The following is a 19,028-nucleotide window of genomic DNA, read 5'->3' as shown; positions in this document are numbered from 1 at the left end:
CCGATCTACAGCCCTTCCAGCTCGGCCATCAGGTCACTGAGCCGATCAGCCTTCGCCTCATCCACCACGCTACCCTGCAACCCGCGCACATACTCGGCCAACTCCTCCACCGTGCTGCACTCGAACATCGCCCGCAACGGCACGTTCAGCTGCAACTGCTTCTGCACCCGCGAGGCGATTTGCGTGGCCAACAGCGAATGCCCGCCCAGCTCGAAGAAGTTGTCATGCACCCCGACCCGCTCGGCCTTGAGCACGTCGGCCCAGATACCGGCCAGCACTATCTCCAGTTCATCCCGCGGCGCCTGGTAAGCCTGGCTGTGCTGCCCACCGATCTCGATGGCCGGCAACGCCTTGCGATCAAGCTTGCCGTTGGCGTTGTGCGGCAGGCTGGCGAACCAGCCCCAGTGCAACGGCACCATGTACTCCGGAAGCTCCCCGCGCAGGCGCTGCTTGACCAGTTCCAGCAACGCGGCATCGGCGACCACACCCTGGTGCGCCACCAGATAGCCAACCAGATGCTTGCCATTGGCACCTTCCTGTACCCCCACCGCCGCATCACGAATCTCGGCCTGCTCGTGCAGGCGCGCCTCGATCTCGCCCAGCTCGATACGGTAACCGCGGATCTTTACCTGGTGGTCGATGCGCCCGACATACTCCAGCACCCCGTCCGGGCGCTGCCGCGCCAGGTCACCGGTACGGTACAAGCGTTCACCCGGCGCCCCGTGCGGGTGCGGGATGAACACCAGTGCCGTGCGCACCGGGTCGCCAACATAGCCACGGCCGACGCCAGTGCCGGCCACGCACAACTCGCCCACCGCCCCCAGCGGGACCAGGGTCTGGTCCTCGCCGTACAGGTACAGCCGGTTGTTGTCGGTCGGCGTGCCAATCGGCAGGTAGCTGCCGCGGGTCGAAGCCATGTCGACGCGGAAGTAGGCCACGTCATCCGAGCACTCCGCCGGGCCATAGGCATTGACCAGGCCGATCTGCGGATAACGCTGCAGCCATTGCGCAGCGAGTTCCGGCGGCATCGCCTCGCCAGTCGGCAACATCCAGCGCAGGCCATCGAGCGCCTGATGATCGCTGGCCAGCATGCCCTGGATCAGCGATGGCACGCTTTCCAGCACCGTGATGCCGGTGGCCTGCACATGCGCGAGCAAGCCTTGCGGGTCATGGGCGATGGCGTTCGGCACGATCTCCACCCGGGCGCCGAACAACGGCGCGGCGAGGAATTGCCAGACCGAAATGTCGAAGCTCTGCGAGGCGGTCTGGGCGATCACGTCATGCTCGCTCAAGGCCAGGTACGGCACCTTGCTCAGCTGGTTGTTGAGCATACCGCGCTGCTCGACCATCACGCCCTTGGGCAGCCCGGTGGAACCGGAGGTGTAGATGACGTAGGCCAGGTTGTCCGGCCCACTGTGGATGCCCGGGTTGTGGCTGGCGATGCTGCTGCCCTGTACCTCTTCCCATACCAACAACTGCGGCCGCGTCCCCCCCTCAAGTTGTCCCAGCAACTGGCGCGCTTGCTCGGCACAGGCCGCGCTGCACACCAGCACCGGCGTGCGGCTCAGCTCGACGATACGTTGCAGGCGCGCCGATGGCAGGCCCGGATCCAGCGGCAGGTAGCCGGCGCCGGCCTTGAAGCTGCCGATAATCATGCCCAGCAGCGGCAAGCCACGTTCGGCCAGCAGGGCAACCGGCTGGTCGATGGCCACGCCCGCGGCAACCAGGGCATGGCCCAGGCGGTTGGCCGCGAGGTTCAGCCCGGCATAGTCATAAGACGCTTCGAGGCATCGAGCGACGGTTCGCTCAGGGTGGGCAGCCACTTGCGCTTCGAAAAGTGCCACGTAGCTCTGTTCCAGCGGATAAGCGTGCCCGGTGCGGTTGCAGTCGTCGAGCAGGAAGCGCTGTTCGTCCTCGCCCAGCAACGGCAGCTCACTCACCTCCCCTTCAAAGCCTTGCACCAGCGCCAGCAGCAGGCGCTTGAACTCGGCCAGCAGGCGCTCGACGGTCGGGTAGTCGAAGTAGCGCTGGTCGAATGACAGGTGCAGGCCCAGGTCATCGCCCGGGTAGCACACCGCCGTCAACGGGAAGTTGGTGTGGGTGCGGCCGGAGTCGGAGCTGGCGTTGAGGTGCTGGGCGTGGTCGAGCACCGCCGTTTCCACCGGGGCGTTCTCGAACACGAACAAGCTGTTGAACAGCGGCTGGCCCTTGGGCAGTTCACTGCAGTCCTGGATCGCCACCAGCGGCAGGTACTCGTACTCGCGCAGCTCCATGTTGCGCTCCAGCACGCCCTGCAGCCACTGGCGCACGGTGCGGCGCTGGCCTGGTTCGGGCAGTTGCACGCGCAGGGCGATACTGTTGATGAACAGACCGACCGTGCGCTGCATCTGCGGCAGGCTCACCGGGCGCCCGGCCACGGTCACGCCGAAGGCCACGTCGCGATCACCGCTGTAGCGCGCCAACACCAGCGCCCAGGCCGCCTGGGCGAAGGTGTTGATGGTCAGCTGATGGGCCTGGGCCAGTTCGCGCAGGCGCACGCCATCACTCACCTCCAGGCGGGTGTAGCAGTCACCCACCAGCATGCCGTCACCGGCGTGGTCATTGCGCAGCGGGCGGTCGCTGGGGAGTGCCGTGGCGCGCTCGAAACCGGCCAGGTTCGCCTGCCACCAGCTGCGCGCTTCGTCCATGTCCTGGCGTTGCAGCCAGCCGATGTAGTCGCGGTAGCGCGGCGGCACCGGCAACGAGGCCTGACGGCCTTCGCCGAGGGCCTGGTAGAGCACGAAAAAATCGTTCATCAACAACGAACGGCACCAGGCATCGATGAGAATGTGGTGGTTGCTCATTATGAACCAGTAGCGCTCGTCATCCACCCGCACCAGGCGCAGGTGGAACGGCGCCTCCTGCAGCAGGGCAAAGCCCGCTTCCCGTTCCTGTTTGTGCAGGGCCTGCAGGCGCGCCTCCTGGGCCGCCTCATCAAGGCCGCGCCAGTCCTGATAGTCCACCGGCGTGTTGCCCGGCTTGTGGATGATCTGCAGCATGGTCTCGCCAGCATTCCAGCTGAACGAGGCGCGCAGGGCTTCGTGACGCGCCACCACGGCTTGCCAGGCCTGGGCGAAACGTTGCGGGTCGAGGGCGCTGTTGATGCGGTAGCGGTCCTGCATGTAGTACAGGCCGGTGCCTGGTTCCAGCAGGGTATGCAAGAGCATGCCCTCCTGCATCGGCGTCAGCGGGTAGACGTCTTCGATCTGCGCGGCGGGAACCGGCAGCGCGTCGATCTGCTGCTGGCTCAGGTGCGCCAACGGGAAGTCCGAGGGCGTGAAACTGCCGTTGCCATCGGCCAGGCAGTGGCTGACCAGCGCCAGCAGCTCCTGGCGATAGGCTTCGGCCAACTGCGCGATGGTGCGCTCGTCATAGCGCTCGCGGCTGTAAGTCCAGCGCAGTTGCAGGGCACCGCCATAGACCTGGCCGTCGATGCTGAGCCAGTTCGGCAGCGGCGCATCCAGATCATGAGCCAGGCCGGCCGGCGCATCCAGCGGCAGGAACAAGGCGGCCTCGTCGAACTGCTGGTCGAACTGGCCCAGGTAGTTGAAGGTGATGCGCGCTTGCGGCAACGCCGCCATGCTTTCGCGGCTGACAGCATCGCCCAGATAGCGCAGCACGCCGTAGCCCAGCCCCTTGTGCGGCACCTGACGCAGCTGTTCCTTGATGTGCTTGATCGAGGTGGCACGCGCGGCATCGTCGTCGCCGGCCTGCGGGTTCAGGCGCAGCGGGTAGGCGTTGGTGAACCAGCCGACGCTGCGGGTCAGGTCCATGTCCTCAAACAGGCCATCACGGCCGTGGCCTTCGAGTAGCACCAGCACTTCCTGGTCACCGCTCCAGCGGCACAGGGTGCGGGCCAGCGCGGTCAGCAGCAGGTCGTTGACCTGGGTGTGGTAGGCCGCCGGCGCCTGTTGCAGCAACTGCCGGGTCTGCCCCGCGTCCAGGGCGATTGCCAAGGTGTCGGCATGCCGGTGCAGGTTGCCACCCTGCGGGTGATCGCACGGCAGCTCATGGCGCACGCCGCCAAGCTGGCCTTGCCACCAGTCCAGCTCGTCGCGCAGCGAATCGCTGACGGCGTAGCTGGCCAGGCGCGCGGCCCAGTCGGCCATGGCGTGGGTCTTGGCCGCCAGTGGCTGGCCGCGATACAGCGCCTGCAGGTCTTCGAGCAGCACGCGCCAGGACACACCGTCGACCACCAGGTGGTGGATCGCCAGCAGCAGGCGCTGGGTGCCCTGCCCGTCACTGACCAGCAAGGCGCGCAACAGCGGGCCCCGTTCCAGGTCGAGGCTGCGTTGCACGTCGGTATACAGCGCCTGGCAGTCGGCGAAGTCGGCGACCGTGGCGGTCCACAACAGTTGCTCGGCAGACACCGCAGCGAAGGCCGCCTGCCCCTGGGTGAAGCGCAGGCGCAGGCTGTCGTGGTGCGCTACCAACGCCGCCAGGGCCTGCTCCAGGGTGGCGCGGTCCAAGGGTTGGCGTGCCTCCAGCAGCACCGCTTGGTTCCAGTGCTGCAGCTGGGCCACAGCACTGTCGAAGAACCACTGCTGAATCGGCGTGAGGCCGCTGCGCCCTTCGCGCGGGCGCTGTTCGATGCTGCTCGGCGCGGCGCTGCGGCTGACCACGGCCGCCAGGGTCTGGATGGTCTGGTGCTGGAACAGGTCACGCGGGGTGAACTGCAAGCCCAGTTGGCGCGCGCGGCTGACCACCTGAATGGACAGGATCGAGTCGCCACCGAGTTCGAAGAAGTTGTCCTGCACACCCACACGGGACAGGTTGAGCACTTCGCGCCAGACGTGCGCCAACTGCTCCTCCAGCTCATTGGCCGGGGCCTGGTAATGCTGGCGGGCCTGCTCCAGGTCCGGTGCCGGCAGTGCGCGGCGATCGAGCTTGCCGTTGCCCATCAGCGGCAGGCGCTCCAGCAGCACCAGGTGCGCGGGCACCATGTAGTCCGGCAGATGCTGACGGGCATCGGCCTTGACCGCTTCGCGCAGTGCGGACTGAGCCTCGCTGTCGGCAGTGGCCTGCTGGCACACCAGGTAACCGACCAGTTGTTTGCCACCTGGCAGGTCGAGGGCCAGGACCACGGCCTCGTCGACATCGGCATGGTCCTGCAGGCGGCTTTCGATTTCGCCCAGCTCGATACGGAAGCCGCGGATCTTCACCTGCAGGTCGGCACGGCCGACGTATTCCACCAGACCATCGGCACGCAGGCGCACCAGGTCGCCGGTGCGGTACAGGCGCCCGCCATCGCGGCTGAACGGATCGGCGACAAAGCGCTCGGCGCTGAGGCCCGGGCGGTCGTGGTACCCCTGGGCCAGGCCCGCACCGCCGACGTAAAGTTCGCCGATTCCCCCTTGCGGCAGCAAGGCCAGGTCCTCGTCGAGGATGTACGCCGTGCGGGCACCGATCACCCGGCCGATTGGCACGCTGCCAGCCTCGGCGGGCATCACCTCCGGCGCCAGGCAGGCCAGCGGCATGACCACGGTTTCGGTGGGGCCGTAGGCGTTGAAGAACTGCTGCGGGGCAAAGGCCTGACGAATGCGCTGCAGGTGCTCGCCAGTCAGCGCTTCGCCGCCAGTGATCACTAGCCGCACTGGCAACTGCTCGCCCTGGCCGGCCAGGTACTGGGCCAGCTGGCTGCCGTAGCTCGGGGTGAAACCGAGCACGCTCACCTGCTGCTCGCGCACCAGCTGGCAAATATCTTCGGCACCCCACTGGCCCTGAGCGCGCAGCACCACGCGGGCGCCGCACAGCAGCGGTACCAGCAAGCGTTCGCTGGCCGCATCGAAGTTGATCGAGTAGAAGTGCAGCTCGCAGTCATCGCTGCGCATGCCGAAGGCGTCGATCACCGCCTGGCAGTGCATGGCGATTTCACCGTGGCTGACCACCACGCCCTTGGGCTTGCCGGTGGAGCCGGAGGTGTAGATCAGGTAGGCCTGATGCTGCGGCAGGTTGAGGTTGTCCAGCGGCGCATCGCTATAGGCACACAGGCTCGCGGCGTCGTCTTCCAGGCTCCAGCGCGCCACGCCGTCAGGCAGTTCAGCAAGGGTTTCGAGCAGCGCGCGCTGGCTCAGCAGCAGGCCGATGCGACTATCCTCGATCATGTAGCGCAGGCGGTCGAGCGGGTACTCTGGGTCGAGCGGCACATAGGCGCCACCGGCCTTGAGAATGGCCAGCAGGCCGACCACCATCTCCAGCGAACGCTCCAACGCCAGGCCCACCCGCACCTGCGGGCCAACCCCACGTTCACGCAGGGCACGGGCCAGGCGGTTGGCCTGCTGGTCGAGCTCGGCGTAGGTCATGTGCTGGCCGGCGAAGGTCAGTGCACCCGCTTTCGGCGTACGCGCAGCCTGGGCGGCAAACAGGCCGTGCAGCGTCTGGTCGAGGGCGAAGCCCTGTTCGCCCTGCAACTGGCCGACCAGCACTTGCTGCTCGGCATCGGCCAGCATCGGCAGTTCGCACAGGCGCTGCTGCGGGTTGTCGAGCAGGCCGACCAGCAGCTGCTGCCAGTGCTCGGCCATGCGCGCGATGCGCGGCTCGTCGAACAGGTCGCGGCTGTAGGTCAGGCAGCAGCCCAGGCGGCCGTCGAGGTCGGTGACCTCCAGGTACAGGTCGAACTTGGTGGCGCTGGCATCGTTGACCAGGTAATCCACCTGCATGCCGGCCAGCTCACGGCTCTGCTGGAAGGCCCAGCGCTGCACGTTGCACATCACTTGGAACAGCGGGTTGTAGGCGCTGCTGCGCGGCGGCTGCAAAGCCTCGACCAGCTGGTCGAATGGCAGGTCCTGGTGCGACTGGCCTTCGATGGCGGCCTGGCGCACCTGGTCGAGCAGGGCGGTGGCGGTCATTTGCCCGTCCAGTTCGCAGCGCAGCACCTGAGTGTTGAGGAAGGCGCCGATCAGGCCTTCGCTTTCCGGGCGGATACGGTTGGCCACCGGTGCGCCGATGCGCAGGTCGCGCTGGCCGCTGTAGCGGTGCAACAAGGCAGCCAGCGTGGCAGTCATGGTCATGAACAGGGTCAGGCCGCGCTGATTGTTGAACGCATGCACGCGGGCGACCAGTGCCGGGTCGAGGTCGAAGCGGTACAGCTCGCCACGGTGGCTCTGCACGGCCGGGCGTGGGCGGTCGGCGGGTAGCGCCAGCACCGGGTGCTCATCGCCGAGGCGGGCTTTCCAGTAGGCCAGCTGACGTGCGCCCTCGCCGCTTTCCAGCCATTGCCGCTGCCACACGCTGTAGTCCAGGTATTGCACTGGCAGCGGCGTCAGTGGCGACTCGCGGTCATCGACGAAGGCTTCGTATAGCTCGCCCAGTTCGCGGGCGAAGATGTCCATGGCCCAGCCCTCGGTGACGATGTGGTGCAGGGTCAGCACGAAGTAGTGTTCACGGTCCTCAGTCTTGGCCAGGCAGGCGCGTAGCAGCGGGCCGCGCTCCAGGTCGAATGGCTGGTGGGCCTGGTCGTCAGCCAGTTGCTGCAAGCGCCGCTGACGGCTATCGGCCGGCAGGGCCGTGAAGTCATGCCAGTCCAGTTGCAGCCCGCTGTCGTCGGCCACGCACTGGTACGGCACGCCATCGATGCTGGGGAAGGTGGTACGCAGGGTCTCATGGCGCACGATCAGCGCCTGCAGGGCGCGTTCGAAGGCATCCACATGCAGCGTTCCACGTAAACGCGCCATGCCGCCAACGTTGTAGGCGGGGCTGTCCGGCTCCATCTGCCAGAGGAACCACATACGCTGCTGCGAGTACGACAGCGGCACGGCCTGGCGGCGGTCGACCCGGACGATTTCACCTTGCTGGTTGCGCTCACCGGTAGCGCGGATGCGGGCGATCTCCTCACAGAACGCGGCCAGTTCGCTGGCCTCGAACAGCGCCTTGAGCGGCAGCTCGACATCACAAGCCAGGCGGGTGCGCGAGACGATCTGGGTGGCCAGCAGCGAGTGACCACCGAGGGCAAAGAAGTCGTCATGCAGGCCGACCTGCTGCAGATTCAGCACTTCGCGCCAGATGGCCGCCACCTGCTGCTGCAGTGCAGTCTGCGGTTCGACATGTTGGCGTTGCTGCCAGACGGGTGCAGGCAGCGCTTTGCGCTCGACCTTGCCACTCGGGCCCAGCGGCATGTGCTCCAGGCCGATCAGTTGGGCCGGCACCATGTACGCCGGTAACTGCTTGGCCAAGGCGGCCAGCAAGACCTCGGACGGTGCGCTGCCGCTGTAGTAACCGACCAGCTGTGCACCGATCGCGTCCTGGTGAATCAGCACCAGTGCCTGTTCGACACCCGGCTGAGCCAGCAGGCATGCCTGCACTTCTTCCGGCTCGACGCGGAAACCCCGCACTTTGACCTGCTGATCGAGACGCCCGAGGTATTCCAGGGCTTCACTCTGCGCCTGCCAGCGGGCGCGGTCGCCACTGCGGTACAGGCGCGCGCCGTTACCATCGGCCTGGGGCACGAAACGTTCGGCAGTCAGGCCCGGGCGGCCCAGGTAACCCCGGGCCAGACCGGCACCGCCCAGGTACAGCTCACCCGGCACGCCAGGCGCAGCCAGCTCAAGCTCATCGTCCAGCACCCGGCAGAGCACGTTAGCCAGCGGGCGACCGATCGGCGAGCGCTCGCCATCTTCAGCCTGGCAATGCCAGTGGGTGACGTTGATGGCGGTTTCGGTCGGCCCGTAGCGGTTGTGCAACTGCACCTGTGGCAGCAACTGCAGCACACGGTCACGCAGCTTCGAAGGCAGCGCCTCGCCACCGGAGAACAGCCGGCGCAGGCTGCTGCAGCCAGCGGCCAGCGGCTCCTGCACGAACACCTGCAGCAGCGGCGGCACGAAGTGCAGCGTGGTCACGCAATGCTGCTGCACCAAGGTGGCGATGCGCTGCGGGTCGCGGTGCTCGCCGGGGCCGGCCAGCACCAGTTTGCAGCCGGTGATCAGTGGCCAGAAGCATTCCCACACCGACACGTCGAAGCTGATCGGTGCCTTCTGCATCAGCACATCACTGGCATCCAGCGCATAGCGGCCCTGCATCCACTGCAGGCGCTCGGCCAGGGCAGCATGGGTGTTGCCCACGCCCTTCGGCTGGCCGGTGGAGCCGGACGTGTAGATCACATAGGCCAGGTTGTCGCCGTGCAAGTGCAGGCCCGGCGCCTGGCTTGGCCAGCTGTCCAGGTGCAGTTGGTCGAGGGCGATGGCGCTGACGCCGTCGACCTGCGGCAGCGTGCCAAGCAGGCTGCTATGGCTGAGCAACAGGCTGGCCTGGCAGTCGCCGAGCATGTAGGCCAGGCGCTCGGCCGGGTAGTCGACATCCAGCGGCACGTAAGCGCCGCCCGCCTTGAGGATGGCCAGCAGGCCGACCAGCAGCTGCGGCGAACGCTCGACCGCGATGGCCACGCAGGTGTCGGGGCCGACGCCTTTGTCGCGCAGGTAGTGCGCCAGGCGGTTGGCCTGCTGGTGCAGCTCGGCGTAGTCGAGGCTGCCGCCTTCCCAGACCAGCGCGGTGCGCCCCGGGGTCAGGCGGGCCTGTTCGTTGAGCTGCTCGACCAGCAGCCGTTGCGGGGCAGGCGCGGGTGCCGCACCCCATGCCAGCAGTTGCTGGCGGCCCTGCTCGTCCAGCAGCTGTACGTCACCCAACGGCAGTTGCGGTTGCGCGCAGACTTGCTCGAGCAGCGCCAGCAGGTGCTGGGCCAGGCGCTTGACGGTGCTGGCTTCGAACAACTCGGCGGCGTAGTCGAAGGCCAGGCTCAGGCGACCCTGATGGTCTTCCTCACTGTGCAGCTGCAGGTCGAACTTGGCTTCGCGGCTGTGCCACGGCAGCTCTTCGGCGAGCAGGCCTGGAAGACGGCGTAATGCTGAAAGGTCACGCTGCTGGTGGTTGAACATGACCTGGAACAGGCCCTGCTCGCGGGCTTCGGGCAGGGCTTCGAGCAGTTGCTCGAACGGCAGATCCTGGTTGGCCTGGGCGTCGAGGGTCACCCCGCGCACCTGGGCCAGCAGCTGGGCGAACGGCAGGCGGCCATCCAGCTGCGCACGCAGCACCTGGGTGTTGATGAAGAAGCCGACCATGCCCTGGGTTTCCTGGCGCGGGCGGTTGGCATTGGGCACGCCGACGCGGATATCACCCTGGCCGGTGTAGCGGTGCAGCAGGCCTTGCCAGGCGGCCAGCAGGACCATGAACAGGCTGGCCTGCTGTTCGCGGGCCAGGCCCTTGAGGGCGTCGGCCAGCCTGGCCGGCACTTTCACGCTCAAGCGCGCGGCGCGGTTTTCATGCTGGCTGGAGCGCAGCTGGTCCGGGTACAGGTCGAGCACTGGCGAGTCATCGCCCAATGCGGCTTTCCAGTACGACAGCTGGCGTGCGCTTTCGCCCTCGGCCAGCCACTGGCGCTGCCAGCTGCCGTAGTCGGCGTAACCCAGTGTCAGCGCTGGCAGCTTGGCGTCCAGGCCCTGGCGACGGGCGGCATACAGCTTGGCGAACTCGTCGAGCAGAATGTTCAGCGACCAGCCGTCGGCGACGATGTGATGCAAGGTCACCCACAGTTGGTGGTCTTCGTCGTCCAGGCGCACCAGGGTCACACGCAGCAGCGGGCCCTGGGTCAGGTCGAAGGGCTGTTGCGCCTCTTGCTCGCGGCGCGAGATCACCTGTTCAGGCGCCAGCCCTTCCAGATCCAGGCGCTGAAGGGTGAAAGGCTGCTCCGCCAGGACGCGCTGCAACGCCTGCCCATCCTCCTCGCTGAATACCGTACGTAGCGATTCGTGGCGTGCTACCAGCGACTGGAATGCTGCTTCAAGTGCGGCTTGATCCAGCTCGCCGCGCAGGTGCAGCCCGGCGGGAATGTTGTAGGCCGCAGACTGCGGCTCAAGCTGCCAGGTCAGCCACAGGCGGTTCTGTGCCAGCGACTGCGGCAAGGCCTGGCCACGGTGCAGCGCCGTGATAGCGATGGACTCACCAGCACCTTCAGCAAGGATGGCGGCCACCGCAGCGCTGTACTCGGCCAGTGTCGGCGCCTCGAACAGGGTCCGCAGGCTCAGCGCGATACCCAGCTCGTCCGCCAGGCGGGCAGTGACCTGGGTGGCCGCAATGGAGTTGCCACCCAGCAGCAGGAAGTGATCGTCCGCGGCAACCGCCTCGACCTTGAGGAACTCGCGCCAGATACCGGCAATGCGCGCTTGCAGGTCATCGCCGGTTGCTGTCTCTGCAACAGACCCGGCAGCCGCGGGGAAGCGCGCATAGCAATCCAGGCTGCCATCATTCATGCGCAGGCGGCAGGCCGAACGCTGCAGCTTGCCGCTGGAGGTCTTCGGCAATGCACCCGGGTTGAGCAGCAGGACTACGGACGGTGCCTGACGACAGGCCTCGGCGGTCACCTGGCGCAGGGTCTTGATCAGGTTTTCGGGCTTTACCGCCTTTTGCACGTTGCGGCTGATTTCCACCGCCACGCCGATGCCCTCCTCGCCCTGGTCGTCGACAGCGAACACGGCCACCCGCCCCTTGCGCAGGACTTCGACCTCACGCTCCAGGGTCTTTTCCAGGTCCTGCGGGTAAAGGTTTTGACCGCGAACGATCAGCATGTCCTTCAGGCGCCCGGTGACGAACACTTCGCCGTCGCGCATGAAGCCCAGGTCACCGGAACGCAACCAGGTCTGGCCGTCCATTTCGACGAAGGTGCGGGCCGTGGCCTCAGGGTTGCGCCAGTAACCCAAGGCGATGCTCGGGCCGCCGGCCCAGATCTCGCCGACCTGGTTGTCGCCCAGCACTTCAAGTTGCTGCGGCTCGACGATGCGCACCGCGTGGCCAGGCTGCGGGTAGCCGCAGCTCATCAGCACATTGCCCTTGCCGGCTTCGGCACGGTTGGCGGCCAACGCATGGCTGTCCAGTTCCAGCGCGCCGATGCCCTGGCCACGGCGGCTGCCGCTGACGAACAAGGTGGCTTCGGCCAGGCCATAGCTGGCGAAGAAGCTGCTCGTCTGGAAGCCGCAGGCGGCGAACTTCTCGGCGAAGGTGGCGAGGCTGTCCTGGCGGATCGGCTCGGAGCCGGAATAGGCCACACGCCAGCGGCTCAGGTCGAGGCCGGCCAGGGCCGCCTCGCTGACCCGTTCGCTGCACAGCCGGTAGGCGAAGTCCGGCCCTCCGCTAATGGTGCCGCCGTATTCGCTGATGGCCTGTAACCAGCGCAGTGGCCTGGCGAGGAAGTAGCCCGGCGACATCAGCACGCACGGCACGCCACTGAAGATCGGCTGCAGCAAGCCGCCGATCAGCCCCATGTCGTGGTACAGCGGCAACCAGCTGACGATCACATCGTCCGGGTTGAGGTCGATGCCGAAGCCGGTGCGGATCAGTTGCTCGTTGGCCACCAGGTTGCCGTGGCTGACCTGCACGCCCTTGGGCAGTGCGGTGGAGCCGGAGGTGTACTGCAGGAAGGCGATGTCGTGCCCATTCAACACCGGCTCGCGCCAGCACTCGGCCAATGCCGGATCAAGCGCATCCACTGCCAGCAGTTCGGGCGCGTTGTCGCCGGCCAGGGCTTCGAGACCCTGCAGGCTGTCGTGCAGCGCACCGACGGTCAGCAGCAGACGCGGTTCGGCGTCGTCGATGATCGACAGCAGGCGCTCCTGATGATGGCGGCGTGACGACTCCGGTGGATAGGCCGGCACGGCAATGATCCCGGCGTACAGGCAACCGAAGAACGCCGCCACGTAGTCCGGGCCGCTGGGGAACAGCAGCACGGCCCGCTCGCCGAAGCTGGCGCGGGCCTGCAATGCCGCGGCGATGGTGCGCGCATGCGCATCCAGGTCGCGGTAGCTGAGCACGGCCTGCTCGCCGGGGGCATCGGCCAGAAAGCGCAGGGCGATGCGGTCCGGGGTCTGTGCGGCGCGTTGCGCCAAGGCCTGGACCAGCGAGAGCGGGAGTTCGAAGGCGTCCGTCATGGGGAGTTCCTGCCAGTGTCTGGTTGAGTCGGGCTGGCTGCCCCGCACAAGGTCGGCGGGCAGCGGCAGCGGCCGGATATACACAGGGGAACGGATGGGCGCGGCGGGAAATTAGCGGTGTGAGCGGGGGCGCAAGTTGAAATGCGTCGCGCCATTCTGCTTAGAACTTAAACTAATAGAAACTCATTAACTTTCGTATTTGACAATCATTATCATTCTGAATAGTTTGTCGCACGTCGTAGGAAGCTTCCCCAAATGGGGTGCTCCCTTCCCCCTCCGAGACAAGGTGATTTCCATGGCGGAACAACTATCCACAAGTAAGTGCGATTCACCATTACTCCAGGCATTCGTCAACAATCGCAGTATTTTGGTCAAGATCGCAGCCCGCATCACCGGCTGCCGCTCGCGCGCCGAGGACGTGGTGCAGGATGCCTTCTTCCGGCTCAGCGCCGCCCCGCAGATCACCTCGTCGTTCAAGGCGCAGCTCAGCTACCTGTTCCAGATCGTGCGCAACCTGGCCATCGACCATTACCGCAAGCAGGCGATGGAGCTGAAGTATTCCGGCAGCGAAGAGGAAGGCCTGAACGTGGTCATCCCGAACGCTTCGCCCGAGGCCACGCACATCAACCTGGCTGCGCTCGAGCACATCGCCGAGGCGCTCAACGAACTGCCGCAACGCACCCGCTATGCCTTCGAGATGTACCGCCTGCACGGTGTGCCGCAGAAGGACATCGCCAAGGAACTGGGCGTGTCGCCGACCCTGGTCAACTTCATGATTCGCGATGCGCTGGTGCACTGCCGCAAGACCGCCAACCGACAAGCCTGATACATCCGCGTCGCCTGCTTCGCGGGCTTACCCCGCGAAGCAGGCGATGCGGACTCAGACCAATTTGCAGCGATCGAAGAACCGCTCCCGCCCCAGGATCATCAGTGCCGCGCGCTTGTGCGGGAAGTCGAATTCCTTGTCGCAATGGAAGCACTGATCGTGCATGTAGCCGATCATCTTGCCGTTGTCGGCACGGGGCTCAGCCACCACCCGCTGGGTGCGCGGGTCATCCAGGAACAAGTAGTGCACCAGTGCCGAAAGCCAGCTGGCGACCTTGTGCGGGCCACGGTGCGTCTCCTCCCCCACCAGCATGTGGATGCCACGGTCGTAATCATCGGCCGGGTAGAACGGCGCAATGCGATCCTCCTTGGCCCAGTACGCTTCGAAGTAGGCAAATGGCTGATCATCAAAACAGCCGATCAGGGTCAGGGTATGCGGGTCGGCCTCCAGCTTGGCCAGGTACTCGCGGTGCTGCTCCAGTGAACCCGCTTCCTGCCAGAACTTCTCCACCCGCGGGTTGTTCTGCCAGCGGTTGAAACGCTCGAGGTCCTGGTCGATTTCCAGGGTGCGCAACGACACCCAGGCACCCAGCCGCGCATCGAAGCGGCGATACACCTCGCCACGCGGCTTGGGAGCCCGGCGCGGATGGCGCTTGCCGTCACTGAACTGCATCTGCTGCGGGTAGACACCGCCACTCGAACTGCCCAGCCACGGCTGCGGCAACTGCCAGAACAATGCGCGCTCGCACAGGTAGACGCTGGCGACTTCGCCGGCCAGCAACAAACCGCTGGCCAAAGCTTGCGGCACACTGGAAGGCAGATGCACGGCAAGGCGCTGGCGAGCAGGATCGCGGGACAGCAGCCAATAGCAGGCAGCCCACAACGCCTGCTGCGCTCGCTCCGAGCAGAGGCTTTGGACATACACTTGCAGCGTTTCGCCTGGCTCCAGACGCAGCTGGATCAATGGCCGCCCGTCAAGGGTCAGGCTCAACCGACTGTCATCCTCCTCGGCATCGAGGCTGCGCCAGCGGGGTAAAGACAGAGGCTGCGAAGCGGCATCGAACGGCATGGTCTTGGCTCACGAAAGAATGAAAGAAAGGCTCACCTCTGATGACGCGCCCATACCCGGGGAATTTAGTCGTTCGGCGCGGCGACGGTGATCCGGTAGGGCTGGAAGATGCGCGTCAATTCGCCCGTGTCGCGCAGGTAGCGCAGCAGCTCGGCGAACTTCTGATCGGTGATCGGGGCACCGGGACGCAGCAAGGCATAGTGGTGGTAGACCTGATCGATGCGCTGCGAGGCGATCAGCTGATTGAGGCTGTCGGGGTTGCGGGCCAGGAAGTCGCTCAGGTACGAGCGCGTTACCAGGGCAATGTCGGCACGGCCAGCCTGAACCATGAGCAGGTTGCTGTCATGGGAATAAGTGAGCGTCGCGTTGTAGGCCTTGCGCAGGTAGTTGGGGTCAGGGTTGAAGTTGGCGAAGGCGTAGTGATAGCCGTTGAACAGCGCCAGGCGCTTGCCACCCAGGCTGTCGAAGTAATGCTGGTCACGGCCATTGAGCTTTCTGGCGACGAACACTTCGGCATCCTCCAGGCCCATGTCCACCGTCTGGTGCGGAATCTGCTGCCAGCCCCATTCGGGGTTCTCGAAGATCGCCATGTCGGTGCGGCCTTGCTGGAAATCACCAAAGCGCCGCTGAATGGAGGTGGGCACCAGGACGAAGTGGTAGTCGGGCTGCAAGCGGTTCAGCGCCTCGACCAGCTGGGGCAGCAAACCGGTGTCGGCACCCTGCTCCGGGCGCACGGTATAAGGCGGGAAATGCGCGGCGCCGATCTTCACGTCGATGGCGTCGGCAGCCCACGCCGGCACCGCCAGCCAGGCTGCAGCAAGCATCATCAGGGTGGAGATTACCTTCAGGCCGGGCGCTGGAGTCAAAGCGGACGCTCATCACGGTTCATACCTGGATGCGCTTAAGCTAGGCGTTTTCCTGGCATGGCACAACTGCTGGTTATGCCAAAGTGAGGGCATTTTGCCAGGGGATGCCGTGTGGCCAGACATTGGCTACGCTGCTTTGGCATGTATGGCGAGGGAGCCTGGTATGGGCCACTGGTTGGTGATCGACCTGGAAGCCACCACCGATGACGGTGGCTGGCCGGTCACGGAGATGGAAATCATTGAAATTGGCGCCAGCCTGGTAACCCGCGAAGGCCGTGAAGTGGACCACTTCCAGCGCTTCGTGCGGCCTCGGCGACGGCCGCAGCTGACGCCGTTCTGCCGCGAGCTGACGCACATAAGCCAGGCCAGCGTCGACAGCGCTGCGGCCTTCCCCGAAGTGTGGGCGCGTTTCGAACGTTGGCTGGGGCACCACCGCGGGCAGTTGCAGGCCTGGGTCAGCTGGGGCGACTACGACCGCCAGCAGCTGTTGCAGGAATGGCGCCAGCATGAGGTCGACAGCCTGCTGCGCGAGCTGCCGCACATCAACCTCAAGCAGCGCTTCGCCAAGGCTCGCCACCTGCAGCGCCCGACCGGGCTCAATGGCGCGCTGCAGCTGGCGGGCATGCACTTCTGCGGGCAGCAGCACCGAGCCCTGGAGGATGCGCGCAACACCGCACGCCTGCTGCCCTTGAGCCTGCCCGCGAACGACACTTGAAAGCAGATGACGGAGCGAATGGGCTTGGGCATACTGGCCAGCCCTTTTTCACCCCCCTTCTTTCAGGAGTCGCCCATGTTCCAGGTCAACGAGTACTTCAACGGCACCGTCAAGTCGATCGCCTTTACTGGCGCAGAAGGCCCTGCCACCGTGGGCGTGATGGCCCCGGGCGAATACGAGTTCGGCACCGCCAAGCGTGAAATCATGCATGTGGTTTCCGGTGCCCTGACCGTGAAGCTGCCGGGCAGCGACAACTGGGAAACCTTCAACGCTGGCGACAAGTTCAACGTGCCGGCCGACAGCAAGTTCCAGCTGCAGGTGAAAGTGGATACCGCCTACCTGTGCGAGTACCGCGACTAAGCGCCAGCCTGTACCGGCCCCTTCGCGGGGCGGCGATCCGACTTGCCCCGCGAAGAAGCCAACATCACTCCTTCAGGAAACCCGCCACCTTTTCAGCCGCCGCCTGCAAGTGCTGCTCATGGCTGAACCCCGAAGCCTTCAGCGGCTTCAGGTCATGATCCCCCGCCACCAGCCAGCTCACCTCGATCGCCGGTGACAGCGCATACCTCTCCACCGCCTCCCGATTGCCCAGCGCATCGCGCTCTCCCTGCACGATCAACGTGCGCGTCTTCAGCTCGGCCAGGTGCTCGACCCGAGGCTTCTCCGGCTTGCCCACCGCATAGAACGGATACCCCAGGCACACCAGCGCATCAGCCCCCAATTCATCGGCCAGCAGGCTGGCCATGCGCCCCCCCATCGACTTGCCGCCAATGGCCAGCCTGCCCGTGACCAAAGGTCGCACCTGCCTATACATCTCGCGCCAGCATTCCAGCAGCACCTTCTGCGGATTGGGCGGCCGTTTGCCGCCGCCGTTGCGCCGCTCGGCCATATAGGGAAACTCGAAGCGAACCACCCCAACCCCAAGCGCCGCCAGCCTTTGCGCCATCTCAATCATGAACTCGCTGTCCATCGGCGCACCTGCGCCGTGGGCCAGGATCAGGCACGCGGACGCACGCCCTTCCCCTCCATTTCGCGGAGGATCGCAGCGCAAGCCTGGGACATTTCCGACTTGCGCCCATTGATCCCCGTCAATACCGGCACTTTGCCCATTACTCATGCTTGCCTCGCTGTAAAGCCTGCCAAAATAACCGTGGATGGGAACCCATACATGAACACAACCAGCAGTACCGCCTATAACTACAAGGTGGTCCGCCAATTCGCCATCATGACGGTGGTGTGGGGAATCGTCGGGATGGGGCTCGGCGTCTTCATCGCCGCCCAGCTCGCCTGGCCTTCCCTCAACTTCGACCTCCCCTGGACCAGCTTCGGCCGCCTGCGACCCCTGCATACCAATGCGGTGATCTTTGCCTTCGGCGGCTGCGCCTTGTTCGCCACCTCCTATTATTCGGTGCAACGCACCTGCCAGACCACCCTGTTCGCACCAGGCCTGGCCGCGTTCACCTTCTGGGGCTGGCAACTGGTGATCCTGCTGGCGGCCATCACCCTGCCGCTGGGCTACACCAGTTCCAAGGAATACGCCGAGCTGGAGTGGCCGATCGACATCCTGATCACCATCGTCTGGGTCTGCTACGCCATCGTGTTCTTCGGCACGCTGATGAAACGCACCACCAAGCATATCTACGTGGGCAACTGGTTCTTCGGCGCCTTCATACTCACCGTGGCACTGCTGCACATCGTCAACAACCTGGAGCTGCCGGTCAGCCTGACCAAGTCGTACTCGGTCTATGCCGGCGCCACCGACGCCATGGTGCAGTGGTGGTACGGCCACAACGCGGTGGGCTTCTTCCTCACCGCCGGCTTCCTCGGGATGATGTACTACTACGTGCCTAAGCAGGCCGAACGCCCGGTGTATTCCTATCGCCTGTCGATCGTGCACTTCTGGGCGCTGATCACCCTCTACATCTGGGCCGGCCCGCACCACTTGCACTACACCGCCCTGCCGGACTGGGCGCAGTCGCTGGGCATGGTGATGTCGCTGATCCTGCTGGCACCGAGCTGGGGCGGCATGATCAACGGCATGATGACCCTCTCGGGCGCCTGGCACAAACTGCGCAGCGACCCGATTCTGCGCTTCCTGGTGGTGTCGCTGGCGTTCTACGGCATGTCCACCTTCGAAGGCCCGATGATGGCCATCAAGACGGTCAACGCCCTGTCCCACTACACCGACTGGACCATCGGCCACGTACACGCCGGCGCCCTCGGCTGGGTGGCAATGATCTCGATCGGCGCGCTCTACCACACCATCCCGAAAGTGTTCGGCAAGCAGCAGATGCACAGCCTGGGCCTGATCAACGCGCACTTCTGGCTGGCGACCATCGGCACCGTGCTGTACATCGCCTCGATGTGGGTCAACGGCATCGCCCAGGGCCTGATGTGGCGCGCGGTCAACAGCGACGGCACGCTCACCTACTCGTTCGTGGAAACCCTGGTGGCCAGCCACCCAGGCTTCATCGTGCGCTTCGTCGGCGGCGCGATCTTCCTCAGTGGCATGTTCCTGATGGCCTGGAACACCTGGCGCACCGTGCGTTCGCCGGCGCTCGACGCCGCCCCTGCGAACGCCCAGCTGGCTTGAGGAGACCTGCCTG

The 19,028-nt window shown here is 65.7% G+C and carries 8 protein-coding genes; 4 read left to right on the top strand and 4 right to left on the bottom strand.

The genetic code is table 11. The features are described from left to right. Window positions 1–5: 5 nt before the first annotated feature. Window positions 6–12,947, bottom strand: coding sequence for a non-ribosomal peptide synthetase (locus BGP85_RS07400; RefSeq protein WP_103446582.1), 12,942 nt, complete (start codon window positions 12,945–12,947; stop codon window positions 6–8). A gap of 295 nt (window positions 12,948–13,242) precedes the next feature. On the opposite strand from BGP85_RS07400, the gene BGP85_RS07395 reads away from it, so the two are divergent. Continuing rightward, on the top strand, window positions 13,243–13,773 hold the full coding sequence (locus BGP85_RS07395; protein WP_103446581.1) for an RNA polymerase factor sigma-70: 531 nt from the start codon (window positions 13,243–13,245) through the stop codon (window positions 13,771–13,773). A 54-nt stretch (window positions 13,774–13,827) separates the two neighbouring features. Here the strand turns inward: BGP85_RS07395 and BGP85_RS07390 are convergent, their stop codons facing one another. Continuing rightward, a complete protein-coding gene (locus BGP85_RS07390) occupies window positions 13,828–14,841 on the bottom strand; it encodes a GNAT family N-acetyltransferase (RefSeq protein WP_103446580.1) in 1,014 nt (337 codons plus the stop codon). Window positions 14,842–14,906: 65 nt separating this feature from the next. Continuing rightward, window positions 14,907–15,707 (bottom strand): substrate-binding periplasmic protein, encoded by an 801-nt coding sequence (locus BGP85_RS07385; protein WP_103446579.1) that lies wholly within the window; start codon window positions 15,705–15,707, stop codon window positions 14,907–14,909. Window positions 15,708–15,870: 163 nt separating this feature from the next. Between BGP85_RS07385 and BGP85_RS07380 the strand changes: the two genes are divergently transcribed. Both BGP85_RS07380 and ppnP read left to right on the top strand, forming a co-directional pair. Beyond that, window positions 15,871–16,422 (top strand): exonuclease domain-containing protein, encoded by a 552-nt coding sequence (locus tag BGP85_RS07380; protein WP_103446578.1) that lies wholly within the window; start codon window positions 15,871–15,873, stop codon window positions 16,420–16,422. A 75-nt stretch (window positions 16,423–16,497) separates the two neighbouring features. Then, window positions 16,498–16,782 (top strand): pyrimidine/purine nucleoside phosphorylase, encoded by a 285-nt coding sequence (ppnP, locus tag BGP85_RS07375; RefSeq protein WP_103446577.1) that lies wholly within the window; start codon window positions 16,498–16,500, stop codon window positions 16,780–16,782. A gap of 64 nt (window positions 16,783–16,846) precedes the next feature. Here ppnP and BGP85_RS07370 read toward each other — a convergent pair whose 3' ends face one another. Further along, complete coding sequence (locus BGP85_RS07370) at window positions 16,847–17,539, bottom strand: alpha/beta family hydrolase (protein WP_103446576.1); 693 nt, start codon at window positions 17,537–17,539, stop codon at window positions 16,847–16,849. Window positions 17,540–17,590: 51 nt separating this feature from the next. Here BGP85_RS07370 and ccoN point away from each other — a divergent pair, with 51 nt between their 5' ends. After that, window positions 17,591–19,015, top strand: coding sequence for a cytochrome-c oxidase, cbb3-type subunit I (gene ccoN, locus BGP85_RS07365; RefSeq protein WP_060508208.1), 1,425 nt, complete (start codon window positions 17,591–17,593; stop codon window positions 19,013–19,015). The last annotated feature ends 13 nt before the right edge of the window (window positions 19,016–19,028 follow it).

It is taken from the genome of Pseudomonas putida (assembly GCF_002906855.1).
In the GTDB taxonomy this organism is placed as follows: Bacteria; Pseudomonadota; Gammaproteobacteria; order Pseudomonadales; family Pseudomonadaceae; genus Aquipseudomonas; species Aquipseudomonas putida_N.
The sequence above is the reverse complement of the archived record's forward strand: the minus strand, read 5'-3'. Positions and strand labels throughout refer to the sequence as shown.